24 protein-coding genes are annotated in these 25,977 nt (G+C 54.7%); 16 read left to right on the top strand and 8 right to left on the bottom strand.

What is annotated here, in order from left to right:
- Positions 1 to 3 precede the first annotated feature (3 nt).
- Positions 4 to 1,512, top strand: a complete 1,509-nt coding sequence (locus ETG88_RS05490; RefSeq protein ID WP_129034883.1) for a carboxylesterase/lipase family protein — start codon at positions 4 to 6, stop codon at positions 1,510 to 1,512.
- Here the strand turns inward: ETG88_RS05490 and ETG88_RS05495 are convergent.
- Positions 1,475 to 2,341 carry a LysR substrate-binding domain-containing protein gene (locus tag ETG88_RS05495; protein ID WP_129034884.1) on the bottom strand — a complete coding sequence of 289 codons (867 nt, stop codon included), beginning with the start codon at positions 2,339 to 2,341 and terminating at the stop codon, positions 1,475 to 1,477. The genes ETG88_RS05490 and ETG88_RS05495 overlap by 38 nt on opposite strands.
- A gap of 114 nt (positions 2,342 to 2,455) precedes the next feature.
- The gene (ompC, locus tag ETG88_RS05500; protein ID WP_129034885.1) at positions 2,456 to 3,589 is read right to left on the bottom strand and encodes a porin OmpC; all 1,134 of its coding nucleotides are present in this window, start codon (positions 3,587 to 3,589) and stop codon (positions 2,456 to 2,458) included.
- A 450-nt stretch (positions 3,590 to 4,039) separates the two neighbouring features.
- Here ompC and ETG88_RS05505 point away from each other — a divergent pair, with 450 nt between their 5' ends.
- The 4 genes from ETG88_RS05505 (at position 4,040) to rimL (ending at position 8,490) form a co-directional block, all read left to right on the top strand.
- A complete protein-coding gene (locus ETG88_RS05505) occupies positions 4,040 to 5,209 on the top strand; it encodes a pyridoxal phosphate-dependent aminotransferase (RefSeq protein WP_107703600.1) in 1,170 nt (389 codons plus the stop codon).
- A gap of 11 nt (positions 5,210 to 5,220) precedes the next feature.
- Positions 5,221 to 5,994, top strand: a complete 774-nt coding sequence (locus ETG88_RS05510; protein ID WP_129034886.1) for an ABC transporter substrate-binding protein — start codon at positions 5,221 to 5,223, stop codon at positions 5,992 to 5,994.
- A 246-nt stretch (positions 5,995 to 6,240) separates the two neighbouring features.
- Positions 6,241 to 7,896 (top strand): glucan biosynthesis protein D, encoded by a 1,656-nt coding sequence (locus tag ETG88_RS05515; RefSeq protein WP_102103689.1) that lies wholly within the window; start codon positions 6,241 to 6,243, stop codon positions 7,894 to 7,896.
- Between the two features lie 45 nt (positions 7,897 to 7,941).
- The gene (gene rimL / locus ETG88_RS05520) at positions 7,942 to 8,490 is read left to right on the top strand and encodes a 50S ribosomal protein L7/L12-serine acetyltransferase (RefSeq protein ID WP_107703599.1); all 549 of its coding nucleotides are present in this window, start codon (positions 7,942 to 7,944) and stop codon (positions 8,488 to 8,490) included.
- On the opposite strand, the gene ydcK is transcribed toward rimL, so the two are convergent.
- Positions 8,485 to 9,465 carry a YdcK family protein gene (ydcK, locus tag ETG88_RS05525; protein ID WP_129034887.1) on the bottom strand — a complete coding sequence of 327 codons (981 nt, stop codon included), beginning with the start codon at positions 9,463 to 9,465 and terminating at the stop codon, positions 8,485 to 8,487. The two genes, rimL and ydcK, sit on opposite strands and share 6 nt — an antisense overlap.
- 122 nt (positions 9,466 to 9,587) lie before the next feature.
- On the opposite strand from ydcK, the gene tehA reads away from it, so the two are divergent.
- Together tehA and tehB are read left to right on the top strand one after the other, a co-directional pair.
- The gene (gene tehA / locus ETG88_RS05530) at positions 9,588 to 10,592 is read left to right on the top strand and encodes a dicarboxylate transporter/tellurite-resistance protein TehA (protein ID WP_129034888.1); all 1,005 of its coding nucleotides are present in this window, start codon (positions 9,588 to 9,590) and stop codon (positions 10,590 to 10,592) included.
- Complete coding sequence (gene tehB / locus ETG88_RS05535) at positions 10,589 to 11,185, top strand: tellurite resistance methyltransferase TehB (protein WP_123427984.1); 597 nt, start codon at positions 10,589 to 10,591, stop codon at positions 11,183 to 11,185. The genes tehA and tehB overlap by 4 nt, the downstream gene beginning before the upstream one ends.
- Here tehB and pepT read toward each other — a convergent pair.
- Positions 11,182 to 12,411: a peptidase T gene (pepT, locus tag ETG88_RS05540; protein ID WP_107703595.1), complete on the bottom strand. Its 1,230-nt coding sequence runs from the start codon at positions 12,409 to 12,411 to the stop codon at positions 11,182 to 11,184. The two genes, tehB and pepT, sit on opposite strands and share 4 nt — an antisense overlap.
- Before the next feature lie 112 nt (positions 12,412 to 12,523).
- On the opposite strand from pepT, the gene ETG88_RS05545 reads away from it, so the two are divergent.
- The gene (locus tag ETG88_RS05545; RefSeq protein WP_129034889.1) at positions 12,524 to 14,116 is read left to right on the top strand and encodes an ABC transporter substrate-binding protein; all 1,593 of its coding nucleotides are present in this window, start codon (positions 12,524 to 12,526) and stop codon (positions 14,114 to 14,116) included.
- Positions 14,117 to 14,255: 139 nt separating this feature from the next.
- Positions 14,256 to 14,930 carry a DUF3313 domain-containing protein gene (locus ETG88_RS05550; RefSeq protein ID WP_129034890.1) on the top strand — a complete coding sequence of 225 codons (675 nt, stop codon included), beginning with the start codon at positions 14,256 to 14,258 and terminating at the stop codon, positions 14,928 to 14,930.
- A 33-nt stretch (positions 14,931 to 14,963) separates the two neighbouring features.
- Here the strand turns inward: ETG88_RS05550 and ETG88_RS05555 are convergent, their stop codons facing one another.
- A complete protein-coding gene (locus tag ETG88_RS05555; RefSeq protein ID WP_107703592.1) occupies positions 14,964 to 15,860 on the bottom strand; it encodes a DMT family transporter in 897 nt (298 codons plus the stop codon).
- Between the two features lie 170 nt (positions 15,861 to 16,030).
- On the opposite strand from ETG88_RS05555, the gene ETG88_RS05560 reads away from it, so the two are divergent.
- On the top strand, positions 16,031 to 16,903 hold the full coding sequence (locus ETG88_RS05560) for a helix-turn-helix transcriptional regulator (RefSeq protein WP_100780200.1): 873 nt from the start codon (positions 16,031 to 16,033) through the stop codon (positions 16,901 to 16,903).
- Here ETG88_RS05560 and ETG88_RS05565 read toward each other — a convergent pair.
- Complete coding sequence (locus ETG88_RS05565) at positions 16,883 to 18,049, bottom strand: benzoate/H(+) symporter BenE family transporter (RefSeq protein WP_129034891.1); 1,167 nt, start codon at positions 18,047 to 18,049, stop codon at positions 16,883 to 16,885. The two genes, ETG88_RS05560 and ETG88_RS05565, sit on opposite strands and share 21 nt — an antisense overlap.
- Before the next feature lie 91 nt (positions 18,050 to 18,140).
- Here ETG88_RS05565 and ETG88_RS05570 point away from each other — a divergent pair, with 91 nt between their 5' ends.
- On the top strand, positions 18,141 to 18,668 hold the full coding sequence (locus ETG88_RS05570) for a helix-turn-helix domain-containing protein (RefSeq protein WP_129034892.1): 528 nt from the start codon (positions 18,141 to 18,143) through the stop codon (positions 18,666 to 18,668).
- A gap of 80 nt (positions 18,669 to 18,748) precedes the next feature.
- Positions 18,749 to 20,713, top strand: coding sequence for a peptidase U32 family protein (locus tag ETG88_RS05575; RefSeq protein WP_129034893.1), 1,965 nt, complete (start codon positions 18,749 to 18,751; stop codon positions 20,711 to 20,713).
- Here the strand turns inward: ETG88_RS05575 and ETG88_RS05580 are convergent, their stop codons facing one another.
- Positions 20,714 to 20,944 (bottom strand): DUF2554 family protein, encoded by a 231-nt coding sequence (locus ETG88_RS05580; protein ID WP_102103699.1) that lies wholly within the window; start codon positions 20,942 to 20,944, stop codon positions 20,714 to 20,716.
- A gap of 244 nt (positions 20,945 to 21,188) precedes the next feature.
- Between ETG88_RS05580 and ETG88_RS05585 the strand changes: the two genes are divergently transcribed.
- Entirely contained in the window at positions 21,189 to 21,572 is a 384-nt protein-coding gene (locus tag ETG88_RS05585) for a hypothetical protein (protein WP_123428175.1), read from the top strand.
- A gap of 161 nt (positions 21,573 to 21,733) precedes the next feature.
- Here ETG88_RS05585 and ftrA read toward each other — a convergent pair whose 3' ends face one another.
- The gene (ftrA, locus tag ETG88_RS05590) at positions 21,734 to 22,750 is read right to left on the bottom strand and encodes a transcriptional regulator FtrA (protein ID WP_129034922.1); all 1,017 of its coding nucleotides are present in this window, start codon (positions 22,748 to 22,750) and stop codon (positions 21,734 to 21,736) included.
- 73 nt (positions 22,751 to 22,823) lie between these two features.
- Here ftrA and ETG88_RS05595 point away from each other — a divergent pair, with 73 nt between their 5' ends.
- The 3 genes from ETG88_RS05595 (at position 22,824) to urtA (ending at position 25,961) form a co-directional block, all read left to right on the top strand.
- The gene (locus tag ETG88_RS05595) at positions 22,824 to 23,222 is read left to right on the top strand and encodes a rhodanese-like domain-containing protein (RefSeq protein WP_129034894.1); all 399 of its coding nucleotides are present in this window, start codon (positions 22,824 to 22,826) and stop codon (positions 23,220 to 23,222) included.
- Positions 23,223 to 23,382: 160 nt separating this feature from the next.
- Positions 23,383 to 24,486 carry a cobalamin-independent methionine synthase II family protein gene (locus tag ETG88_RS05600; protein WP_129034895.1) on the top strand — a complete coding sequence of 368 codons (1,104 nt, stop codon included), beginning with the start codon at positions 23,383 to 23,385 and terminating at the stop codon, positions 24,484 to 24,486.
- A gap of 203 nt (positions 24,487 to 24,689) precedes the next feature.
- Positions 24,690 to 25,961: an urea ABC transporter substrate-binding protein gene (urtA, locus tag ETG88_RS05605; RefSeq protein ID WP_100780193.1), complete on the top strand. Its 1,272-nt coding sequence runs from the start codon at positions 24,690 to 24,692 to the stop codon at positions 25,959 to 25,961.
- Positions 25,962 to 25,977: the final 16 nt, after the last annotated feature.

The following is a 25,977-nucleotide window of genomic DNA, read 5'->3' on the forward strand; positions in this document are numbered from 1 at the left end:
AGTATGGAAAATTCCACGACCCCAGTAGTGACCACCCGCCAGGGCGCAGTAAGCGGTTTTATTGATGATGATGTGCACGTCTGGTGCGGTATTCCGTATGCCGCGCCGCCCGTTGGCGCGCTGCGCTGGCGTTCGCCGCAACCACCCGACTCCTGGGAAGGTATCCGTCCGGCCAATACGTTCTCGGCATCCAGCTGGCAAAACATCGACTACTGTCGGGAACTGGGCGGGGGCGACCCAGGGCGATTCTCGGAAGATTGTCTCTATCTCAACGTCTGGGCTCCTGCAAAACGGACCGGGCCACTTCCCGTGATGGTCTGGCTGCATGGCGGCGGGTATACCATTGGCGCGGGCGGATTACCGCCTTACCAGGGGAAAGCGCTGGCACACCGCGACGTCATTGTTGTCACCATTAACTACCGTCTGGGCCATCTCGGCTTCTTCGCTCACCCGGCGCTCGCCGGTGAGGAAGCCGATGTGGTGCATAATTTTGCGCTGTACGATCAAATCGCGGCGCTTCACTGGGTACAGGATAATATTGTTGCGTTTGGCGGTGATGCGGATAACGTGACCGTGTTTGGCGAATCCGCCGGGGCGCGAAGCGTGCTGTCACTGCTGGCTTCGCCGCTGGCAAAAGGGTTGTTTCACAAGGCGATCGTGCAGAGCGGTTACACCCTTCCTGATACCCCGCGCGAGCAGGCACTGCAAAAAGGTGAGGCGCTGGCGGCGCATTTTGGCATTGAGAATGCGACGGCTGAACAGCTGAGGGCGATCCCCGCCGATGCGTTCTGGTCACTGACGGCGCCCCTCAATATTGCCCCGACGCCGATTGTCGGCGACTGCGTGCTGCCAGAAGCAATGCTGGATGTGTTTTTCTCGGCCCGCCAGCATCCGGTTCCGGTGATGATTGGTTCCAACAGTGACGAAGCCAGCGTGATGGCGGTGTTTGGCATCGATCTCGCCGGGCAAATTCAGAAGCTGCGTCGTGAGCGTCGGTTTGGCCTGGGGCTAATCAAGCTGCTCTATCCCGGTGTGAAGGGGGATGAAGAACTGGGGCGGCAGGTGTGTCGTGACATGGCTTTTACGACCATGGGATTTGTGGTGATGCAGGCTCAGCAGCGGGTCGGCGAACCCTGCTGGCGCTACTGGTTTGATTACGTTGCGGAAGCGGAACACGAAACCTATCAGAACGGCGCGTGGCACGGCAACGAAGTGCCCTACGTCTTTGACACGCTCGGAAAGGTTGAACCCGCCAGCCAGTATGTGAACGATCGCGATTTGGCCTTTGCCGCGCAGGTGGCAGATTATTGGGTCAATTTTGCGCGATTCGCGGGCCGAACCTGTGATGCGTTACACGGCCCGACGCGCTGGCCAGCCTGCCGGAAAGGGCGTGATGTGCTGTTACGCATTGGTTTGAATAAACATGCAGGATTTCGCCTGGAAAACCGCTTTATGCGCGCCAGAATGAGTCTGTTTAAACGGGTAATGAAGCATCACGTGAGTCTGGATTGAGCAGACACGCGCGAAACGCGGCCAGCCCGGCGGCTTTTGCGCGTGATTCCCGTAAAACCAGCCGATAGCTGGCGCCGGTTTTCACGCTGGTAGTGAAGGGGCGCGCCAGGCGCCCGGCGCGAATATCTTCTCTCACCAGCGTTTCATCAGCAATCGCCACCCCCAGCCCCTGCATCGCGGCGGTTATCGCCAAATCCATGGTGTCGAAATGTTGATTTCGCTGCATTGTCAGCGCGAGCTCTTCCTGCCTGGACAACCACAACGACCAGTCGGTTTTATCTCGCGTGGGGTGCAGGAATGTCAGCGACTCCAGAGGGGCGCTCATTCGTAGTGGACTCATCACCGGCGTGAGCGCCTCTTCAAACAGCAGATCGCCTGCGCTGAGATGCGTTCCGAAGACGATAGCCGCATCGTAGGACTCGGTTTTGAAATTCACCGTGTGATCGGTGGTGGTGGTGAGGGCAATTTGCAGCTCAGGCTGATCGCGCTCCACTTCAAGCAGGCGTGGAACCAGCCAGCGCATGGCGCAGGTCGGGACTTTCAGACGCACCACCGTTTGCTGCGCGCGCGCCTGTTCCGCGACGGTCAGCAGATGTTCGAAGGCGGCCTGTAGATCAGGAAGCAGGGCGCTGCCCTGAGATGAAAGCCGCAGCCCGCGCGCATGACGTTCAAAAAGAGAAAAGCCGAACCAGGACTCCAGCGTGGCAATTTTACGACTGACGGCACCCTGAGTGAGACACAACTCTTTCGCGGCGTGGGTGAGATTCAGATGACGAGCGGTGACCAGAAAGGCGTCCACAGCATTGTGCGGAAATGAACGGCGCGACATAAACACTCCAGGTATGCGTTTTCATCATGTCGTCCATAACACCTGACCTTAAGGTGCCTGTCAATCGGCGAAAAAAAACCCGCCGGATGGCGGGTTTTGGGATTATGCGCAGAATTAGAACTGGTAAACCAGACCCAGGGCTACGATATCATCAGTAGAGATACCTGCTTTTTGATAGAACTCATCATCTTCATCCAGCAGGTTGATTTTATAATCAACGTAGGTGGACATATTTTTGTTAAAGTAATAGGTCGCGCCAATATCAGCATATTTAACCAGATCTTTATCTGAGTTATCACCGTAATAATTCAGGTCCTTACCTTTAGATTGCAGGTAAGAAATAGATGGGCGCAGACCGAAATCGAACTGGTACTGAGCAGTAACTTCGAAGTTCTGCGTTTTGTTCGCAATACCGCCAATATGACGATCATCGTCATTACCATAACTGGTCATATTACGGGTTTCAGAATACATGGTCGCCAGATAAATTTCGTGATCATCATATTTCAGACCCGCAGTCCATGCATCGGCTTTATCTCCTCCAGCGTAGTTGCCACCATGATTAACCTGATCGTTGGTACGGTCGGAAGAGGCGTATGCAGCACCTGCGCTGAAGCCCATACCGAAATCATAGGTAGTGGAAATACCGAAACCGTCGCCGTTTTCATGACGAGGATCGCGGCCGTTGTTGGTGCCTTCGTTACCGTTGCCGTCACCTTCGTTGTTACCCTGATACTGCAACGCAAAGTTCAGGCCATCAACTGCACCGAAGAAGTTGCTGTTACGATAGGTTGCAACGCCGTTTGCGCGGCTGGTCATGTAGACATCAGACTGTGCCCAGGTATCGCCACCGAACTCTGGCAGCATGTCGGTCCAGCCTTCTACGTCGTACAGTACGCCGTAGTTACGACCGTAGTCGAATGAACCGTAGTCACCGAATTTCAAGCCTGCGAAGCCCAGACGTGTCCAGGACTGGTTAGACGAACCTTCAGTGTTGTTCGCCTGAACGTTGTATTCCCACTGGCCAAAACCGGTCAACTGGTCGTTGATCTGCGTTTCGCCTTTGAAGCCAATACGCACGTAGCTCTGATCGCCATCCACACCAGAATCATCAGAGAAATAGTGCAGGCCATCAACTTTACCGTACAGATCCAGTTTGTTACCGTCTTTGTTATAAATCTCTGCTGCGTGAGCAGCACCGGCTGCCAGAAGCGCCGGGATAACAAGTGCCAATACTTTTCTATTCATTTTTTCATTCCTTAAAAAGGTTTTTATTATGATTTGAAATGAACTTTTGCCCATTACAAGAATCACCCGAATCCTAATATTGTTTTTAATAGGGCGGCAAACAGTATGCGCTTATAAAATGTTAAGAATTAATTCCGCCGTAACGGAATGAAACCTCAATTATATTGAGTTATGAATTGCTATTATTTATTGATGTGAATTATTAATTACTAATTAACAGTGCTGCAAATTTCGTCTTGTTTATCAAGTTTTCGCCAGTGTAATTTAATAATTGTGAGCGCTGCATGAGTTTTTAATGGAAAAATAAAAACTCTGTTTTTGTCAGAATTGCGCCCGGCGAAATGCGTCAGCCATGCGTTTTCATCATGGCTACTATGACAACAATTCGGTTGTCGCCACAGCTGCCTTCGCGTTGAATAGTTATGCAATATCCACGAGAAAGGATTGATGATGACTCTGCGTACTCCCGTGCACACCCGCTCGAAACTGCCTGACGTTGGCACGACTATTTTTACGGTGATTGGGCAGCTTTCTGCTCAACATAACGCCATCAATCTTTCTCAGGGGGCACCTAACTTCTCCTGCGATCCTAAGCTCATTGCGGGCGTAACCCGCGCCATGGAGGCGGGGCATAATCAGTATGCAGCTATGACCGGCCTGCAGCCGCTGAAAGAACGCATCGTCGATAAAATTGCCACACTCTATGGCACCCGTTATGACGCCAGCAGCGAAGTGCTGATTACCGCCAGTGCCAGCGAAGGGCTTTATTCGGCGATCAGCGGTCTGGTGCATCCTGGCGACGAGGTGATCTACTTTGAGCCGTCGTTCGACAGCTACGCGCCGATTGTGCGCTTACAAGGCGCTACGCCGGTGGCGATTAAGCTGACGGTGCCCGATTTTGCCGTCGACTGGGATGAAGTCCGCGCCGCGGTGACGTCGCGCACACGCATGATCATCATTAATACCCCGCACAACCCGAGCGGTCAGGTCTTCTCGGCGAACGACCTCGAACAGCTGGCGGCGATTACCCGCCAGACGGATATCATCATTTTGTCTGATGAAGTTTACGAACACGTCGTGTTTGACGGCCAGCCGCATCACGGCATGGCAACGCACCCGCAGCTGGCGGAGCGTAGCGTGATCATTTCATCATTTGGAAAAACCTATCATGTCACCGGCTGGCGAGTAGGGTATTGTGTGGCTCCCGCTGAACTGATGGACGAAATCTGCAAAGTGCATCAATTCCTGATGTTTTCTGCCGATACCCCTATGCAGTACGCCTTTGCAGAGCATATGGCCGATCCTCAGACCTGGCTGTCGCTGTCGGCGTTCTATCAACGCAAACGCGATTTACTGCAAAATCTACTGGCGGAGTCGCCGTTCCGTTTGCTGCCGAGCGCAGGTTCGTTCTTCCTGCTGGCCGATTACAGCCACTTCAGCGACGAAAGCGACAGTGAGATGGTCAAACGGCTGATCGTTGAATCCGGTGTCGCGACCATTCCGCTGTCGGCGTTTTACACAGACGGTACAGATAACAAATTGATCCGCCTCTCTTTTGCGAAAGACGAGGCAACATTACGGGCAGGTGCGCAGGCCCTGTGTCGGGTTAAACCACGCTAAGGAGTGTTGAGATGAAATTTAACGCGTTAGTTGTCGGCATGGGATTGCTGTGTTCTTTTTCTTCCTTCGCTGCAACCGAGCTGCGCTATGGCCTGGAAGCGGAATATCCGCCGTTTGAAAGCCGTAATGCGTCGGGTGAACTGGAAGGTTTTGATATCGATCTGGGCAAAGCGATTTGCAAAGCCGCTGAACTAAAGTGCAGTTGGGTCGAGACTTCATTTGATGCTCTGATCCCAGGGTTAATGGCGAAGAAATTCGATGCTATCAACTCGGCCATGAACATTACGGATCAGCGTCGTCAGAGCATTGATTTCACCCAGCCGATCTACCGTATTCCTTCCCAGCTGGTCGGGAAAGAAGGGAGTGGCGTCGACGCGACGCCGGAAGGTTTGAAAGGCAAAACCATCGGTGTGTTGCAGGGTTCCATTCAGGAAACCTATGCGAAAGAGCACTGGGAGAAGCACGGTGTCACCGTGGTGTCTTATAAAGATCAGAATATGGCCTGGGGTGATTTGCTGAATGGCCGTATTGATGCCTCGCTGGTGATGTCCGCGGCCGGGCAGGCAGGTTTCCTGAGTAAGCCGCAGGGGAAAGGTTTTGGCTTTATTGGCAAACCGGTGTCGGATGACACTATCCTCGGCAGCGGGATCGGTTTCGGGCTACACAAAGGTGACGAGGCCACCAAAAAACAGCTCGATGCGGCTATCGAAAAAGTCCGCGCTGACGGCACCATCGACCAGCTTGCGAAGAAATACTTCCCGGGCATTGATGTCAGCGTAAAATAATAATATTGCGCCTCTTCGCCTCTGATGCAGATGTCCATCAGAGGCTTTTTATTTTTGATTTATACATAACTTTACCGTCAATTCAGTCCTTTCCCCTCGACAGAAAATATTTCTCGCTTTGCTCAGAATATCGCCGCTCAACAATTGGATTTCTAACCGTTTTTGTTTAGGCTGTGCGTTCTTTCTTGCCGTCGTTTCGCTGCCCGCGAAACTCATTCACACGACCATAAGGACGTTTTCTCAGGCATGAATCGCAGACGTTTTTTACAAGGCTCGCTGGCAATGGCTGCGCTGAGCGGTACCGCTGGACTCTCATCGCTCTTTTCCCGTGCGGCATTTGCCGCGGAATCGGATATTGCCGACGGTCAGAGTCGTCGTTTTGACTTCTCTGTACTGCAATCCATGGCGCACGATCTGGCGCAAACTGCGTGGGGCGGTGCGCCGCGTCCGCTGCCCAATACGCTGGCGACCATGACGCCGCAGGCGTACAACGCCATCAAATACGACGAGAAACAGTCCCTGTGGAACAATATTGAAGATCGCCAGCTCGACGTGCAGTTCTTCCATATGGGAATGGGATTCCGCCGGCGTGTGCGTATGTTCTCGCTTGATTCTGCGACATCCCAGGCGCGTGAAATTCACTTCCGCCCGGAGCTGTTTAGCTATAACGATACGGATGTCGACACCCAACAGCTGCAGGGGCAGAGCGATTTAGGCTTTGCCGGTTTCCGCGCCTTTAAAGCGCCGGAGCTGGCGCGTCGCGATATCGTCTCCTTCCTGGGCGCGAGTTATTTCCGTGCTGTGGATGATACCTATCAGTACGGCCTGTCTGCGCGCGGTCTGGCGATAGATACCTTTACCGATACGCCGGAAGAGTTCCCGGACTTCACCTCATTCTGGTTTGAAACCGTCAAGCCGAACGACACCACGTTTACCGTCTATGCGCTGCTCGACAGTCCAAGTATCACCGGTGCCTATAAATTCGTGATCCACTGCGAAAAGAGCCAGGTGATCATGGAGGTGGATAACCACCTGTATGCCCGTAAAGACATCAAGCAGCTCGGCATTTCGCCGATGACCAGCATGTTCAGCTGCGGGAATAACGAGCGCCGCATGTGTGACACTATCCATCCGCAAATCCACGACTCCGATCGTCTGGCGATGTGGCGGGGCAACGGCGAGTGGATCTGTCGTCCGCTGAACAACCCGCAAAAACTGCAGTTCAACGCCTTCCAGGATAAAAATCCGAAAGGCTTTGGCCTGCTACAGCTGGATCGCGATTTCTCCCACTACCAGGACATCATGGGCTGGTACAACAAGCGTCCGAGCCTGTGGGTTGAGCCGCGCAATCAGTGGGGTAAAGGCAGTGTCGGTCTGATGGAGATCCCTACCACCGGCGAAACGCTGGATAACGTCGTCTGCTTCTGGCAGCCGGAAAAACCGGTTAAAGCTGGCGATGAGCTGGACTTCAAATACCGTCTCTACTGGAGCGCGCAGCCGCCGGTTCGCTCGCCGCTGGCGAACGTCTATGCCACCCGCACCGGTATGGGCGGCTTCCCGGAAGGCTGGGCACCAGGCGAAAACTACCCGAAAGTGTGGGCGCGTCGCTTTGCTATCGACTTCGTGGGGGGCGATCTGAAAGCCGCTGCGCCGAAAGGCATCGAGCCGGTGATTACGCTCTCTAACGGCGAAGCGAAACAGGTCGAAATCCTCTACGTCGAACCGTTCGACGGCTACCGTATTTTGTTTGACTGGTACCCAACGGACGATTCCACCGATCCGGTCGAAATGCGCATGTTCCTGCGCTGTCAGGGGGATGCGATCAGTGAAACCTGGTTGTATCAGTATTTCCCACCTGCGCCTGATAAACGCAACTACGTTGACGATCGCGTGATGCGCTAACGCTGAATTCCCTCTCCCAAACCGGGAGAGGGAAAGTGAGGACCCATGACGGCTAACACCCCTGAAATCATTCCTGTTACCGACCGCATCGAACTGCGGGCCATCGACGAGCGCTATACCGCTGAGCTGCACAATCTGGTGGTCAAAAACAAAAGCTGGCTACAAACCGCCTTTGACTGGGCGCAGTATGTGGGAACGGAAGACGACACGCGCAAAAATGTGCTCAGCAATCACATGCTGCATCAGCGCGGTTACGCGAAAATGTTCCTGATTTTTCAGGATCAGACCCTGAAAGGTGTGCTGTCATTCAACTCGATTGAGCCGACGAATAAGACGGGTTACATCGGCTACTGGCTGGATAAAGGCAGCCAGGGGCAGGGTATTTTGTCAAACGCGTTGCAGGCATTTATGCGCTATTACGCTGAGCGCGGGGAAGTCCGCCGTTTCGTCATCAAATGCCGCGTGGCGAATGCGCAAAGCAACAGCGTAGCCGTGCGCAATGGTTTTGAGCTGGAAGGCTGCCTGAAAGAAGCCGAATTTTTAAACGGCGAGTTCCAGGATGTAAACAGCTACGCCAAAATCATTCGTCTATAGCGCGCCGAGCAGCGGGGTGCGGGTGATGCGCTGTTTTCCGTTGATCACCTTCTCACCGCGCAAATGGATGTTATCGCCACCGAATGCCTCAATCACCGCATCGTCGGTGATTTCAATACGATGTTCGATCAGCACATCGCCGCTGATTCTCGCCCGTCCTTGAATCACCACTTTGTCATCAATCAGGATCGGGCCACCGCGCAGCCAGGCCTGGCCGCCGATCAGTACATGATGTTTGATGATCACGTTCCCCTCGACCACGGCGTTTTCTGCCACCTGCGAACTGTAGCGCAACGTCGGAATCGCATCGTCTTCACGGCCGGCAACCAGCCGGGCATTGCCATACACTTTTGCGCAGTCGCAGACCCAAACGTTATTCAGATCGTTGCCTTCGATGAGCGCATTCTCGAACACTTCGGCCCGATGCTCGATAAAGGCGAAATTGACCATCGCCTCCCCGTAAATCTGCGCCTGATGGACAATTCTGGACTGGCTGACGGTGGCATTGTCGTAAATTTTCAGAACCTGTTCACGATCCGGCGTCAGGCCAAGGGCTGCAATAACAGTGCTTTGATGCAGAATCCGTGCATTGCCGTAAAGATGGCAGATACCGCGCACTTCGGAAGACTGAACGGTGACGTTGTCACTTAACTGTGCGCCATGGCTGATGTGTGAACCGTCGACCCAGCTGTTATCAGCGATTTTCGCGCCGTGGCTAATCACACAAGGCTGGGTAATTCGCGCGTTATCGCGAATTTGCGCCTGTGCGAAAACCACGCTGTTTTCATCATAAACCCAGCAGTTGCCGTCATGGGACAGGGCGCTTTCATCCTCCAGCCAGCCGCCTTTTGTCCCGGCGGTCACATCGCTGAAATCTCGTGTGGCGATGATTTGCCGAAGCTTTACGGCTGCTTTTGTCTCACCGTTCTGCCAGTGGTGGAGGCGGGTTTCGTCGCTGAGTCGGTATTTTTGCATCTCATGATCTCGGCTAAGGGTCTTTACTAACCGTAGCAAACTTTACGCCTTCTGAAGTACTGGCAACCGCGTCTGAAACCCCTTAAACTAGCATTTCAAATATAATTTATACTTTAAAATGAATGCATAAAAGACACAAATCCCAACAGGTTCTTAACTTACCGTTCGGTTACTTTGGCATGGTATTAGGGACTATTGGCATGGGTTTCGCGTGGCGCTATGCCAGCACGATCTGGCCGGTTTCCCGCTGGCCGGGAGAGATTTTGGTGCTGCTGGCGATCCTCATCTGGTGTTTGCTGACCCTGGCAATGCTAACCCGCGCCGTACGCTTCCCGTACAGTGTTCTTGCGGAGATGCGCCATCCGCTGATGAGCAGTTTTGTGAGTCTGTTTCCGGCCACCACACTGCTGGTGGCCATAGGGTTTGTCCCCTGGTGTCGACCCGTTTCGCTGGTGCTGTTTGGTATCGGCGTTGTGGTGCAACTGAGCTATGCCGCCTGGCAAAGCGCCGGTCTGTGGCGGGGAAAACACCCCGAAGAGGCCACCACGCCGGGCCTGTATCTCCCGACTGTCGCCAATAACTTCATCAGTGCGATGGCCTGCGGCGCGCTCGGTTTCCACGATGCCGGGCTGGTATTTTTAGGTGCCGGCGTTTTCTCCTGGCTGAGCCTTGAGCCGGTGATATTGCAGCGTCTGCGCAGTTCTGGCGAGCTCCCGGCGGCGCTACGCACCTCTCTGGGTATCCAGCTGGCGCCTGCGCTGGTGGCCTGCAGCGCCTGGTTTAGCGTCAACGGCGGTGAGGCAGATACCTTCGCCAAAATGCTGTTTGGCTACGGTCTATTGCAGCTGCTGTTTATGCTGCGACTGATGCCCTGGTATCTCTCCCAGCCGTTCAACGCCTCCTTCTGGAGCTTCTCGTTCGGCGTTTCTGCGCTCGCTACCACCGGGCTGCATCTGGGGCAGAGCAGTCCATCGGGCTTTTTCCACGCCATTGCGGTACCGCTGTTTATTTTTACCAACTGCATCATTGCGCTCTTACTGGTGCGCACCTTCATTTTACTGGTGCAGGGAAAGCTTTTAGTTCGTTCAGATAAAGCCACGCTTATGCACGCTGAGGAAAAGAGATGACTCACTTTGATGAAAACTATTTTACGGAAAAATATGGCCTGACCCGCACCCACTCGGATGTGGTTTACAGCGCCGGGATTGTCAAACCCGGCAAAACCCTGGATCTGGGCTGCGGCAATGGTCGCAACAGTCTGTATCTGGCCGCGAAGGGTTATGACGTAACCGCCTGGGATAAAAACCCGATGAGCATCGATAACATCGCGCGCATCCAGGCGGAAGAAGGGATCGTCAATCTGCAGGCTTCCGTGCAGGATCTGAACAGCCTGAGCTTTGACGGTGAGTACGATTTTATTCTCTCGACCGTGGTGATGATGTTCCTGGAAGCCAAAACCATTCCAGGACTGATTGCAAACATGCAGCGCTGCACCGTGCCTGGCGGTTACAACCTGATTGTGGCGGCGATGGATACGGAAGATTATCCGTGCACCGTTGGTTTCCCGTTCGCCTTTAAAAGCGGCGAGCTGAGCCGCTACTACGAAGGCTGGGAACTGCTGAAATATAATGAAGACGTCGGTGAATTACACCGCACCGACGCCAATGGCAACCGCATCAAACTGCGTTTCGCCACACTGCTTGCCCGTAAACCGGCCTAACGCGCCGCCAGCAGGCAGAGTTGCAGGGCCGTTTTGTAAGAGGCCTCGAACGACGACAGCGGCAAAAACTCAAACTTCGAGTGGAAGTTATGCGCGCCGGTGAAGAAGTTCGGGGTCAACAGTCCTTTCGCCGACAGAGCTGCACCGTCGGTGCCTCCGCGCATCGGCGTCGGTTTTGGCGTGATGCCGAGCGACGTCATCGCCTCAAACATCAGGTCGATAGCACGACGATCTTCCCCAATCGCATTGCTGATATTGCTGTAGGTGTCTTCAATGTGATGCTCGACGCGGGCAGTAGGGTGTTGCGCGGCGATTTTACCGGCAACGTCAGCGATCTGCTGTTTGCGCGCGGCAAAACTCGCTGTGTCGAAATCACGGATATTAGCTTTCAGTACCGCCTCGTTTTGCCCGGCCTGAATGCCGTTAAACCAGATATACCCCTCGCGGCCCTCGGTGCATTCCGGCGTCTGCTGACGGTCGAAGTGGCTGATGTAGTCCATCGCCATCAGTAGCGGGTTCACCAGCACGCCTTTCGCCGACATGGGGTGAGCGGTTACGCCGGTAAAGCGGATTTCTGCCGCTGCCGCGTTAAAGTTCTCATAAACAATCTCGCCAATTTCGCAGCAGTCGATGGTCCAGGCAAAATCAACGTCAAAACGTTTTAGATCCAGCGCTTTCGCCCCGCATAAGCCAATCTCTTCATCGGGCACAAAGGCCACCACGATATCGCCGTGCTGATCTTCTGCCGTCAGGTTTTCCAGAACCGTCATTACCACCGTCACCGCGGCTTTATTATCTGCGCCTAATACGCTGGTTCCGTCGCTGAAAATAATCTCTTCGCCAGGATAAGCCAGTATTTCCGGATGCTCATTCACCCGTAACCAGATCTGTTTCTCTTTATTCAGACAGAGGTCTTCTCCTGCAAAAGTTAATATTTGCGGATGAATATCCGGTGATAATCCCACGTCTACCGTATCAATATGGGTAATAAAACCAATGCGCGGAGCGCCGCTGACATTGCCTTTTTTGACGGCGGTCACCGTGGCAAATTCGTCGATCACGATGTCGCTCAACCCCAGTGATTCCAGCTCTTCTGCCAGCACCCGCGCCATCTCGTGCTGGCCCGGTGTGGAAGGGAGGGTTGCGCTTTTCGGATCGCTCTGGCTGGTGATAGCCAGGTAGCGATAAAAGCGTTGGGTTAATTGACTGGAAAGCGAATTCGTCATAGTGATTCTCTCTTTATTTGTATTATCAGGTGTTTGCATTGTCACTTTAATGGTATTTATGCAATGGCAAAAGAATTAATTAGCCGTCGAATTAAAAAGACAGGAAAATGCGATGAATAGCAAACTGACAACCTTAACCCTGGCAATTGCTGCATTAACGGTAAGTTCCGCCGTAGCGGCAAAGACACTGGTGTATTGCTCCGAAGGATCGCCGGAGAATTTTAATCCCCAGTTATACACCTCTGGCACCAGCGTGGATGCCAGTGCCGTACCGGTCTATAACCGACTGGTCGATTTTAAACCCGGCACGACGGAGCTGGTGCCAAGCCTGGCCGAAAGCTGGGATGTCAGCGAGGACGGCAAGGTTTACACCTTCCACCTGCGCAAGGGCGTTAAATTCCAGAGCAATAAATTCTATAAACCGACGCGCGATTTTAACGCCGATGATGTGATTTTCTCCTTCATGCGGCAGAAAGACGTTAACCACCCGTACCACAACGTCTCCAACGGCAGCTATTCCAACTTTGAAAGTCTGGAGTTCGGCAGCCTGATTACCGCTATCGACAAATTGGACGACCACACCGTACGCTTTACCCTGGCGCATCCGGAAGCGCCGTTTGTCGCCGATCTGGCCTGGTATTTTGCCTCGATTCTCTCTGCGGAATACGCCGACGCGATGCTCAAAGCGGGTACGCCGGAAAAAGTGGATATGGACCCGATAGGCACCGGGCCGTTTAAACTGACGCAGTACCAGAAAGATTCGCGCATCCTCTTCACCGCGTTCCCGGACTACTGGCAGGGCAAATCAAAACTCGACCGACTGGTGTTTAGCATCACGCCGGACGCCTCCGTGCGTTTTGCTAAAATCGAGAAAAACGAATGCCAGGTGATGCCATTCCCGAATCCTGCCGATCTGCCGCGCATGAAGGCCAACAACGATATCAACCTGATGAGCAAAGCGGGGCTAAACACCGGATTCCTGGCGTTTAACACCCAAAAGCCGCCGCTGGATAACGTGAAAGTGCGTCAGGCGCTGGCGATGGCGATCAACAAACCGGCGATCATCGACGCGGTGTTCCATGGCACGGGAACCGCAGCGAAAAACCTGCTGCCGCCCGGCGTCTGGAGCGCCGACAGCGAGCTGAAGGATTACGACTACAGCCCCGATAAGGCCAAAGCGCTGCTGAAAGAGGCGGGATTTGCCAACGGCGTGAGTATCGAGCTGTGGGCGATGCCGGTGCAGCGCCCGTATAACCCGAACGCCAGGCGGATGGCCGAAATGATTCAGGCTGACTGGGCGAAAATCGGCGTGCAGGCCAAAATCGTCACCTATGAGTGGGGCGAATACCTTAAGCGTGTGAAGGGCGGCGAACACCAGGCGGCGCTGATGGGCTGGACCACGGCGACGGGCGACCCGGATAACTTCTTCGGCCCGCTGTTTACCTGCACGTCCGCCAACGGCGGCTCGAACTCGGCGAAATGGTGCTATCAGCCGTTTGATAAGATCATCAACGAGGCGAAATCGATAACCGATCACGAGAAACGCGTGGCGCTGTACAAAGAGGCGCAGCAGATGATGCACGATCAAATGCCTGCGGTGATGATTGCGCACTCCACTATTTTCGAACCGGTGAGAAAAGAGGTGACGGGTTACGAAATCGATCCGTTTGGTAAACACCTCTTCTGGCAAGTGGATATTAAATAACCATAAATCACTGCCCGTGACTATTCCGGGCAGTTTGTTTTTTGAATTGTGCCGCCAGCACCCTTTTTGTCACAACAAACCCCTGATTCTTTTGCTATAACTTCATATGCATATCTGCATATAACAGGGATTCACAACCATGCGTACTCAGACTTTTTTTAAAGTTGCAGCGCTCTCTGGCCTGCTGGTTTTAGCGGGCTGCGCGTCCAAAGTGGCGCAACCCGATCAATATTCGGGCTTTTTGAAAGATTATTCAGGCTTGCAGCAGACAACGTCAGCAACGGGCAAACCGACGCTGCGCTGGGTAGATCCATCCTATAAACCGTCTAATTACGATAATATTGTCTGGAATCCAATCACCTATTATCCGGTGCCTAAACCAACTACTCAGGTAGGGCAAAAAGTGCTGGACGATCTGCTGGCCTACACCAATACCAAATTGAAAGCGGCCATTGGCCAGACGAAACCGCTGGTGACAACACCAGGGCCACGTAGTCTGATCTTCCGCGGCGCGATTACGGGTGTGAGTTCGAAGAGCGAAGGGCTGCAGTTCTATGAAGTGGTGCCGGTTGCGCTGGTGGTAGCGGGTACGCAAATGGCGACAGGACACCGCACGATGGACACCCATCTCTTCTTTGAAGGTGAGTTGATCGATGCCTCAACGGGTAAACCGGTGATCAAAGTGGTTCGTAAAGGCGAAGGGAAAGAGCTAAGTAACGAAAATTCACCAATGACCGTGGCGACGCTGAAACAGGTCGTGGATGACATGGCGACGGATGCCACCATGTTTGATGTGAACAACACCAAAAAATAATCTGAAACCGGCGGCCTCACACCGCCGGTTTTTTTATGCCATCCGCAGACGCCTGAACCAGGTTTCTGGTCGGGTGAACATCACCAGGTTCCCCGTCAGTATCAGCAGTAATCCCGCCACCGCGTTCATGTGCCAGACGTAGCCCTCATACACCGTAGAAATCGACAGCGCGACCAGCGGGAACAGCAGGGTGCTGTAGGCCGCTTTGCCTGCACCGATGCGACCGACGAGGGTGAAATACGCGCCAAAGGCAATCACAGAACCGAAGATCGCCAGATACAGCAGCGCACCGATGTAGCTCATGGTCCACTCGGGGACAAAGCTGTCGCCGCGCACCAGCGCAATCGCACCCATCACCAGCGTACCGTAGGTCATCGCCCAGGCGTTGGTGGTCATGGTTTCCAGACCGTTACGCTGATGGCGAAGGCTGATCATATTGCCCAGCGAGAAACCGTAAGTCCCAAGCGCTGACAGGCCGATACCCAGCAGCAGTTCGTGGCTCCAGCCGCTGGCCAGCAAATCGTCCCAGAAGAGGGTGATGATGCCGAGCAGCCCGAGGATCGCGGCGGCCCAGAAGCGCGCCGGTGGTCGCTGGCCGAAGAAAATAAAGCTGTTTATGGCGTTATACAGCACCGCCATCGAGAAAATGACCGACTCCAGCCCGGTATTGATAAACTTCGCCGCCGTGTAAAAACACCAGAAGTTGAAGCAAAACACGCAGCAGCCCTGAACCATACAGAACAGATGATCGCGCACCGCCAGTTTACGCAGACGCCCCAGCGCCAGCAGGACCAGCATCATCGCGGCGCTCGCCACGGCAAAACGCCAGAAAATGGACACCGGCGCAGCAACCGGTCCTTGTTGCAGGAAAATCGCAATCCAGGTTGTCCCCCAGATCACTACCACCAGCCCATACAGAAGTGCGTTCATCGTTCTCTCTTATCAAAGGGTAAAAGTGAAGTTTGACCTGACCTGAACCGGCGCGCTTTCAGCCACTTGCGGCTCACTTGCAAATTCTTGCGCTTTTTTGTTTCCCCATGACTGGTATCGCGGGGCAACACTTCTTAGACTGTCGATCTGTTTACTTGCCAGTTACGGTTATGTCTCACGCTTACGACACCTTTGAAACCCTTCGCCAACAGAACGCCGTGCTGCGGGAGACGGTCGCCCTCAATTCGGGCATCCAGCTGGCGGCGTGGTACAACAAGCACGATACGGTGACGGTAAAAAGTAACCACCACACCCTGAGCCTGTATGTGGCGGACGGCTACGAGAGTTACCACAAAACGGCCAGCGGCTGGAAAAACGGCGGCGGGCCGGACCGTTTTTGCCTGATGCCAAAAGAGAGCGAGTCGAGCTGGGACATCCGCGACGATTTATCCTTTGTGCATCTCTACTGCACTGACGAGCACCTGCGTGAACTGGGTGAGAAGATCTGGGATAAAAGCCCAGCGGCGATCGCGCTGGATGAAAAAACCTTCGCCAGCGATCCTAAAATCGCGATGCTTTATCGCCAGTTTTTGCTCGGCTGCGACTGGCAGCAGCAGGCCAACCAGCTGACGCTCAGCACCGCCAGCACCTTGTTGCTGACCCATTTGATCCAGAACTATTCCAGCGTGCAGTGGAAGCTGCCCGTCGTCACAGGCGGCCTGTCGCCGTACGTGCTGCGCAACGTACTGGAGTATGTGAATAACCATCTCTCCCAGGCGTTAACGCTGGCTGAACTGGCTGCGGTAGCGGCGTTGAGCGAATACCACTTTGCCCGCATGTTCCGCCAGTCGATGAATATGGCGCCGCATCAGTACGTCATGCAGCAGCGTATGGAAAAGGCGAAGAATCTGGTGCAGTTCACTCAGCAACCTTTGACCGACATCGCGCTGGCCTGCGGGTTTAGCTCGGCAAGCCATTTCAGCAATCGCTTTAAAGCGACCCTCGGATTAACCCCCTCGCAGCTACGCGCGGCGAAAGCGTGATAACACGACAAAACAGATCCCACCCGCGATAAGCCCCCAGAACGCCGACCCAATCCCGAGCAGTGTTACACCGCTGGCGGTCACCAGAAAAGTGACGATGGCCGCATCGCGCTCCGCCTCATGCTGTAACGCCTGATACAGACTGCCACTGATGGTGCCCAGCAACGCCAGCCCGGCCAGCGTCTGGATCCAACTGAGCGGCAGCGCCGCCATCAGCGCGGTAATCGATCCGCCGAAAATGCCTGCCAGCAGATAAAACACGCCTGCCGCCGCCGCGGCCAGCCAGCGCTTGCTGGCGTCCGGGTGCGCGTCCGGGCTTTGACAAATGGCGGCGGTGATCGCCGCGATGCAGATGGAAAAGACGCCAAACGGCGAGAACAGCAGGGCCAGTGCGCCGGTAAAGATGATCAGCGGCGAAACCGTGACCGGATATCCGGAGGCTTTCATAGTGGCGAAACCCGGCGCGTTTTGCGACGCCATGGTCACGAGAAAGAAAGGCAGGCCGATGCTAACGAGCGTGGTGAAAGTAAACTTCGGCGCGATAAATTCCGGAAGCACCACGCGAAAAGCAAGATTATCCGTGACAACGTCACCTCCCGCCCAGGCAGCCATGCTTCCGACCAGCAGTGTGGCGACAATGGCATAGCGCGGCGCGAAGGCTTTTGCGATAAGCCACGCCAGCAGCATGCTTCCACACAGCAGAAAATGGCCCTCAAGATGACTGAACGCCTGCAGGCCAAAGCGCAGCAGCACACCTGCGAGCATCGCCGCCGCGAGAGTATGTGGGATAATTTTCATCAGCCGGGCGAACAGACCCGTCACGCCGCAAAGCAGAATTAGCGCGTTAGCGAAGATAAAAATGCCGATGGTTTCGGCAAGGGTGACGCCCTGCAGGCTGGTCGCCAGCAGCGCCGCGCCAGGCGTGGACCAGGCGGTAAGCACCGGCGATTTGTACCACAGGGAGAGGGCGAGCGTGCTTACCCCCATCCCGATGCCGAGCGCGGTCATCCAGCCTGCAATCTGATGGGGTGTGGCGCCTGCAGCGGCCGCAGCCTGCCAGATGATGGCGGCAGAGCTGGCGTAGCCCACCAGCACGGCGACGAAACCAGCCAGCACCGCCGGAAAAAGTGAGGAGGAAGGGCGCATAAATACTCCATTGTGCGTTATAACGTCCGTGGGAATGTAGCACTGTGCGCTATAGCGTACAAGTGGTACACTCCCGGCAACGGGAGGATCTATGAATATCACTCAACATCTGGCGTCAACGCTGAAAAACGAGCGTCAGGCGCGTGGCTGGAGTCTGTCGAAGCTGGCGGACGAGACAGGCGTGTCGAAAGCGATGCTCGGGCAAATCGAGCGCAACGAGTCCAGCCCGACGGTTTCGACCCTGTGGAAAATCGCCACCGGCCTGAACGTCCCTTTCTCCGCCTTTATTACACCGGAAACGCACTCGCAGCCCGTCTTTGACCCGCAGCAGCAGGCGATGGTGGTCAAGCCGCTTTTCCCGTGGGACGAGACACTTAAGTTTGACCACTTTTCGATTACCCTGGCGCCGGGCGCACTCAGTGAATCGACGCCGCACGAAGCGGGTGTGATTGAACATGTGGTGGTGATCAGTGGCGAACTGGAGATGTGTCTCGACGGTGTCTGGCGCACGATTTTACCCGATTCCGGCGTGCGTTTTGCGGGCGATAAACCCCATGCCTACCGCAACAGCAGCGGGCAGACCGTGCACTTTCATTCGTTGATACATTATCCCCGCTAAAGGTACGCAAAACGGTTTCGCTGTCGTAGACTTCTGACTACAATAGCCGCCATTTTGACCATAACGGATAACGACGAAGTATGCGCCTGCAATCCCATTATCTTGAACTCTTAAGCCCGGCCCGTGACGCCTCCATCGCGCGTGAGGCGATCCTGCACGGTGCGGACGCGGTCTATATTGGCGGCCCGGGCTTTGGCGCTCGCCATAATGCCAGCAACAGCCTGCGCGATATCGCCGAGCTGGTGCCGTTTGCCCACCGTTTCGGTGCCAAAGTGTTCGTGACCCTGAACACCATTCTTCATGATGATGAACTTGAGCCTGCCCAGCGTCTGATTACCGATCTGTACCAGACCGGCGTTGATGCCCTGATCGTGCAGGACATGGGCGTGCTTGAGCTGGACATACCGCCGATTGAATTGCATGCCAGCACCCAATGCGATATCCGCACGGTTGAAAAAGCGAAGTTTCTCTCTGACGTCGGTTTTACCCAGATCGTGCTGGCGCGCGAACTGAATCTGAACCAGATCCGCGATATCCACCAGGCCACCGACGCCACCATCGAATTCTTCATTCACGGCGCGCTGTGCGTGGCCTATTCCGGCCAGTGCAACATTTCCCATGCGCAGACCGGGCGCAGCGCGAACCGCGGCGACTGCTCTCAGGCGTGCCGTCTGCCGTACACCCTGAAAGACGATCAGGGGCGCGTAGTGGCGTTCGAAAAACACCTCCTGTCGATGAAAGACAACGACCAGACCGCCAACCTGGCGGCGCTGATCGACGCAGGCGTGCGCTCCTTCAAAATTGAAGGGCGCTACAAAGACATGAGCTACGTGAAAAATATCACCGCGCACTACCGCCAGATGCTGGATGCCATCATTGAGGATCGCGGCGATCTGGCGCGCGCGTCTGCCGGGCGTACCGAGCATTTCTTTATTCCGTCGACGGATAAAACCTTCCACCGTGGCAGCACCGACTACTTTGTGAATGCGCGAAAAGGCGATATCGGCGCGTTCGATTCACCGAAGTTTATCGGTCTGCCGGTGGGAGAAGTGCTAAAAGTCGCGAAAGACCATCTCGACGTGAAAGTGACCGAGACGCTCGCCAACGGCGACGGTCTGAATGTGATGATCAAACGTGAAATTGTCGGTTTCCGCGCTAATACAGTGGAGAAAACCGGCGAAAATCAGTATCGCGTGTGGCCAAATGAAATGCCTGCCGATCTCTATAAAGCGCGTCCGAATGCGGCGCTCAATCGCAACCTGGACCACAACTGGCAACAGGCGCTGCTGAAAACCTCCAGCGAACGTCGCATCGCCGTGGATATCGAACTGGGCGGCTGGGAAGAGCAGCTGATCCTGACCATGACCAGCGAAGATGGCGTGAGCGTCACCCATACACTGGACGGTCAGTTTGAAGAGGCGAATAATGCCGAAAAAGCGTTGAACAGCCTGAAAGAGGGCGTGGCGAAACTCGGGCAGACAATCTACTACGCGCGCGATATTCAGGTGAACCTGCCCTCCGCGCTGTTTGTTCCGAACAGCCTGTTGAACGCGTTCCGTCGCGAAACGGCAGAGATGCTGGATGACGCGCGTCTGGCAAACTATCCGCGCGGCAGCCGTAAAGCGGTTTCCGTGCCTGCGCCGGTCTATCCGGACACCCACCTGTCGTTCCTTGCTAACGTCTACAACCACAAAGCGCGGGCGTTCTATCATCGCTATGGCGTGCAGCTGATCGACGCGGCCTATGAAGCGCATGAAGAGAAGGGCGATGTGCCGGTGATGATCACCAAACACTGCCTGCGCTTCGCCTTTAACCTGTGTCCGAAACAGGCGAAAGGCAGCATCAAAAGCTGGAAAGCAACGCCGATGCAACTGGTGAACGGTGACGAAGTGTTAACGCTGAAATTTGACTGCCGTCCGTGTGAAATGCACGTTATTGGTAAGATGAAAAATCACATCTTCAAGATGCCACAGCCGGGTAGCGTGGTGGCATCTGTCAGCCCGGAAGATCTGATGAAAACCCTGCCGAAGCGTAAAGGGGTTTAATCAGCGAAAATGGGTCTCCGGTTTGCGCGATTTTTGCCAGTGATGGTGCTCGCGCAAACCCTCCGCAGACTCCTCCGCCACATACCGTAGTTCGTCGCTGTCCGCGCTATGACGCAACTGATGGTCGGCATTCTGTACCAACAGGTATTCATGCCCTTTATGCCCCGCCATTAACTGACCCGAAAACAACGCGCAGGTCAGCAGTACGATTGATAAACACGTTTTAACCATTTCATCACCACCGCGTAATATTTGCGGCTACTATGCCAATAGTTGCGTCGGGTTATTATTCGGATATTCAAACTAACGAAAAGAATTTGTCAGTTTTTTAGCGCCAAATTTGTATCAAGTCCAATAATGGACCCAGCATTTTTAAGGGAATTTCAGCGTGTTGAAGAACCTGCAAATAATAGGCGCTAGAAGATTGGGAGGATTCCGATATAATAAGCTTTTGACTATGGACCAGGTCGATCAAATGACAAAAGCATCCTCTCTTTCCGCCATCGGTATTGCTGTCGCAATTGTTGGCGCTGCCTATATGGGTTACGCGCACTTCCACGATAAACCCGATTATCTGCAAGCCGCTGAAACCCGAGTCAGCTCTTATCTCACCAGTGACTATGGCCGCGTATCCTGTAACAGCACGCAGGTGAAGGGCCAGCAGTGGCATCTTGAGTGCCACAACGTAGCGAAAAGCAAAAACTTCGAATATGACGTCTATCCTGCTGAAGAGGCGCCCTATGCCGTATCACGCGCATTTTACCTTGAAGCGGTTAACGATAACGCCATTCAAAGCGCCAGTCAGGGGCTGATGAAATATCTGCAAATTAGTACAGCAGCGAATAATGTCCAGTCGTGATAATGCCGGATGGCGTTTGTTTAATATTCGTTTATGAAATGAATGGTAGTTTATTATGCGATCCGCTACCGGTTATGGAATACCGGACGTAGATACCAAAATACAAATCTATCCATGCAAGCATTTACCGCCAGATTATGGCGGTTTTTTTTGCGTTAAATTCAGCGAATATCGGCATGACACTGACGGGCTAAATACTGTTTTCGGTATTGCGCAGGCGAAAGATCATACTGCTGGCGAAAATGGTGGCGCAGGGTGGCGGAATGGCCGAACCCGGTTTGTTCTGCGATGCTGTCGATACTTAAGCGGCTATTTTCCAGAAACTCCTTTGCCCGCAGCAGCCGTTCGTTCAGTAGCCAGCGCGCGGGCGTGGTTCCTGTGGCATTAGCAAAACGGCGCAGAAAGGTCCGCTCACTCATTCCCACACGACGCGCCAGCGAACTCACACTGTGGTTCACCGTCAGCTGCTGATGCAGAAAATCAAACAGCTGCCCGAATCGCTGGCTCTCCCGCAATACCGCGACAGGACGACTCACCTGCTGCGTTTGTGCGCCATCGCGATGTGGCTGAATCACCAGACGGTGCGCCACACGGTTCGCTGCGTCCATGCCATAATCACGCCGGACGACGTGCAGGCACAGATCGATTCCGGCGGCGCTGCCCGCCGAGGTGAGAACTATCCCTTCGTCCTGGTAAAGCACATCTTCAATCACCTCAATTGCCGGAAAGCGCGTTTTCAGTGTCTCTGTATAGCGCCAGTGCGTGGTGGCTTTTCGCCCGTCAAGCACGCCCGCTGCGGCCAGCACGAACACGCCGGAACAGATTGAGAGCAGATGGCAGCCACGCGCGTGGGCATGGCGAAGCGCCTCGCACAGTGCGGGCGGAACGGTTTCCTCTACACCGCGCCAGCCGGGAACGATAATCAGGTCTGCCTGTTCCAGAAGTGTTAAATCACCGTCAGCCACCATTCTGATCCCGCCCGTAGCCCGCAGCTCGCCTTGCTCCACGGAAGCCACGCTAAACCGATACCAGTCATCGCCCATTTCCGGGCGCGGCAGGCCGAAAATCTCGACCGCCACGCCAAACTCGAAAGTACACAGGCCGTCGTACGCCAGGGCAACCACCCGCGGGCGCGGGACCTGTCGTAAGTTTGTCATCATTTTGCTGTTTTCTGGCATAACCGCAGGCATTCACTGACTCAATTTTTGGATAACGTACTGTTAACACAAACGCCATACAGGAGAAAGTACCATGAGTTATGTCACTGAGTTTCCCGCCGCCGACCCGCAAGAGTCTGTCGCCCATTTCCTGCGCCGTCTGAGCGTAGAAACGGACTGCGCCGACGTGCACCACGCCATAGCCAATCATCAGCAGGACTTTGTATTGCTGCACGTCGTGGGCCGCCCGGAGCAATTTGCCCGCCGTCATCTGCCTGGGGCGATCCATTTGCCCTGGTCGGCGATGAACGCCGAAACCATGGCGCAGTGGCCGCAGGATACCCTGTTTGTGGTCTACTGCGCCGGACCGCACTGCAACGGCGCAGACCGGGCGGCGCTGAAGCTTTCCCGTCTCGGCTTGCCGGTCAAAATCATGATCGGCGGCATTACAGGTTGGGAAGATGAAAACTACGCCTTTGCCACGGATGATTGACCCGAAGATGAAAAAAATTCATCTGCCATGAAATTTTCTCGTTTGCTGCAACGCAGGGGTTATGACATCTTTTTGGACATATAGCCATCCAGAAGTCTAAAAGTTCAATTACTGAATTATCACTGTTGGCAATCAAATGCTGGCAGCAAAGGAGAGAATCATGCAACGACAACACGCCCCGTACCGTGCCGATGTGGTAGGCAGTTTTTTACGTCCCGATGCGATTAAAGAGGCGCGAGCGAAATTCGCCAGCGGTGAAATTGACGCCGGTCAGCTGCGTGCCGTTGAAAACGACGCCATCCGTCAGGTGGTGGAGCAGCAGTGCGCCTGCGGCCTGCACGTGGTGACGGACGGTGAGTTTCGTCGCGCCTGGTGGCACTTTGATTTCTTCGACGGTTTACAGGGCGTGGAACGCTACGATTCAAACCAGGGTATCCAGTTTAACGGCGTGCAGACCAAGGCCCACGGCGTGCGTGTTACCGGCAAACTGGGCTTTGGCGACCATCCGATGCTGGAAGATTTCCGCTATCTGAAAAGCATCAGCGGCAACGCCCAGCCGAAAATGACCATTCCAAGCCCGAGCGTGCTGCATTTCCGTGGCGGGCGTAAAGATATCGACGCGACGGTTTACCCGGAACTGGACGCCTATTTCGACGATCTGGCGACCACCTGGCGTGATGCGATCCATGCGTTTTACGAAGCGGGCTGCCGGTATCTGCAGCTGGACGACACGGTCTGGGCCTATCTCTGTTCTGACGATCAGCGCCGCCAGATCAAAGCGCGCGGGGACGATGCGGATCAGCTGGCCCGTACCTATGCCCGCGTGCTGAACAAAGCGCTGGAAGGCAAACCAGACGATCTGACCATCGGTCTGCATGTCTGTCGCGGCAATTTCCGCTCCACCTGGATCTCCGAAGGCGGTTATGAGCCGGTGGCCGAAGTGCTGTTTGGTTCGGTCAACGTGGACGCGTTCTTCCTCGAATATGACAACGACCGCAGCGGTGATTTCGCGCCGTTACGCTTTGTTCGTCCCGGCAAACAGCAGGTGGTGTTGGGCCTGATCACCACCAAAAATGGCGAACTGGAAAACCCGGAAGGGGTAAAAGCGCGGCTGGAAGAGGCGGCGCAATACGTGGCAAAAGAGCAGATTTGCCTCAGCCCGCAGTGCGGTTTTGCCTCGACCGAAGAGGGCAACACCCTGACGGAAACCCAGCAGTGGGACAAAGTGCGTCTGGTGACGCAGATCGCTGACGAAGTCTGGTAATTCTTCGGGCACAGCGTTGCACTTTATTAATGCAGCGCTGTGCCATTCTGAGTCGTTTCCCGCCGTTTACTGCCTTTACCCCCCTGAAATTCCGCGATTTTCCATCCTGGCATCCTTTTTGCTCTCCTGAAAATGACACGTTTGATTCTGCGTCCAGATAGTACCGGACGTTTTCGCACAGCTTGTTTTTCAGGAGTGAAAATATGCACCGTCGTACCTTAATCAAAGCTTTCGCACTGTCTGCTTCCGTTGTCGCAATGGGGATGAGTTTCGGCGTGCAGGCTGCCGATACGATTAAAATCGGGATCATGCACTCGCTCTCCGGCACGATGGCGATCTCAGAGACGCCGCTGAAAGACGTGGCGCTGATGACCATTGATGAAATTAACGCCAAAGGCGGCGTGCTGGGTAAAAAGCTCGAACCGGTGGTGGTAGACCCGGCCTCGAACTGGCCGCTGTTTGCGGAAAAAGCGCGTCAGCTGTTAAGCCAGGATAAAGTCGCAGCGGTCTTTGGCTGCTGGACTTCTGTATCGCGCAAATCGGTATTACCGGTCTTCGAGGAGCTGAACGGGCTGCTGTTCTATCCGGTGCAGTATGAGGGCGAAGAGATGTCGCCAAACGTGTTTTATACCGGTGCGGCACCCAACCAGCAGGCCATTCCGGCAGTCGAGTATCTGATGGGTGAGGATGGCGGGAGTGCCAAACGCTTCTTCCTGCTGGGGACCGACTACGTTTACCCACGCACTACCAACAAAATCCTGCGCGCTTTCCTGCATTCCAAAGGGGTTCAGGATAAAGACATTGAAGAGGTCTACACCCCGTTTGGTCACAGCGATTACCAGACTATCGTTGCCAATATCAAGAAATTCTCCGCTGGCGGCAAAACGGCGGTGGTCTCCACCATCAACGGCGACTCCAACGTTCCATTCTATAAAGAGTTGGCAAACCAGGGCGTGAAAGCGACGGATGTGCCGGTGGTGGCGTTCTCCGTGGGAGAAGAGGAGCTGCGCGGCATCGACGCTAAACCGCTGGTGGGTAACCTCGCCGCCTGGAACTACTTCGAGTCTGTCGATAACCCGACCAACCAGACGTTCGTCGCTGCGTATAAAGCCTACGCCAAAGCGCACAAACTGCCGAACGCCGATACGGTAGTGACTAACGATCCGATGGAAGCCACCTACGTGGGCATTCATATGTGGGCGCAGGCCGTGGAGAAAGCCGGAACCACCGACGTGGACAAAGTGCGTGCCGCCATGGCCGGGCAATCCTTCAAAGCGCCGTCGGGCTTTACGCTGACCATGGATGAAACCAACCACCATCTGCATAAGCCGGTGATGATTGGCGAAATCGAAGGCGATGGCCAGTTCAACGTCGTCTGGCAGACCGATAAAACCGTCCGCGCTCAGCCGTGGAGCCCGTTCATTCAGGGCAATGATAAAAAGCCCGACCAGCCGATGAAAACCGCCAGTAACTAAGCCTACTCGCACGGAG

Origin of the sequence: Lelliottia nimipressuralis (assembly GCF_004115925.1) — a bacterium.
In the GTDB taxonomy this organism is placed as follows: Bacteria; Pseudomonadota; Gammaproteobacteria; order Enterobacterales; family Enterobacteriaceae; genus Enterobacter; species Enterobacter nimipressuralis.